We start from the raw sequence: 1,052 nt of genomic DNA, 5'->3' as shown, positions 1-1,052 counted from the left end.
ATGCACAAATCCTTGGGCTTGCGGAGGAAATGGATTTTCCGATTGAAGGTCTACATACAGAAACCGGGCCAGGTGTTCTTGAGGCTGCGATAGCTGTTGATACCGCACAAAATGCCGCCGATAAAGCGTCGCTATTTAAAACTTTCATTAAAGTATTGGCCCAAAAAAATGAATTGATGGCCACCTTTATGGCTAAGTGGTCGGCCGACTACCCAGGCCAAAGCGGCCATATTCATATTTCCTTAAACGATGCGAAGACAAATGAGTCAGTCTTTTTTGATCAAAGTAAAGATTATTCGATGAGTGATACTCAAAGGCATTTCGTTGCGGGTCAGCAGTTATTGATGCCAAAGTTCTTGTCATTGATTGCGCCAACGGTTAATAGTTATACGCGACTAATTCCAGGCTTTTGGGCGCCAACCGATGCTACATGGGGCGTTGAGAATCGTACTTGCTCGCTGCGCGTTATACCTGGTTCAGCGAAGTCGCAGAGAGTCGAGTATCGTTTAGGCTCGGCAGATGGTAACCCGTATCTAACCTTGGCAGCGGCGCTTGCTTCAGGTTTGTATGGTATCGAGCACAAACTTGAACCGACACCAATGGTTGTTGGTGATGCGTATTCACAAACGCATCCCAGCGCATTAAAACTTCCTGCAACACTTTGGGAGGCGGCGCAAGCTCTAAAGGAGTCTAAAGAGGCGAGAGGCCTATTTGGCGATGCCTTTGTAGAGCATTTTGCATCGAGCCGAGAATGGGAAGAGCGAGAGTTTCGCAAGCACATTAGTGACTGGGAAATGGACCGGTATTTCGAGATTATTTAACTAGAAGACATATTATGGCTAGAAAACTGAAAACCTATTCGCCAATTGATGGCTCTCTATATGTTCAAAGAGAGTTGGTTGGCGAAGAGCAGATGCTTGAAGCGGTGCTGCTTGCAGATAAAGCGCAAGATGACTGGGCTTTGGTACCCTTGGAAAAAAAGAAGCACATTTGTTCGTTAGCTGTAGAGTGCTTTGAAGAAAAAAAAGAGCTTATAGCTGAAGAGCTATGTT

The 1,052-nt window shown here is 45.6% G+C and carries 1 protein-coding gene and 1 pseudogene; both read left to right on the top strand.

Annotated elements, in window-relative coordinates:
• Window positions 1–821: pseudogene (locus tag A3729_RS24395) on the top strand (glutamine synthetase); the annotation flags it as partial.
• A 14-nt stretch (window positions 822–835) separates the two neighbouring features.
• The coding region (locus A3729_RS24390) for an aldehyde dehydrogenase family protein (RefSeq protein WP_156498113.1) at window positions 836–1,052 on the top strand (217 nt) is incomplete at its 3' end.

The organism is Oleiphilus sp. HI0043, from assembly GCF_001634935.1.
This window is presented reverse-complemented; position numbering and strand designations above follow the sequence as displayed.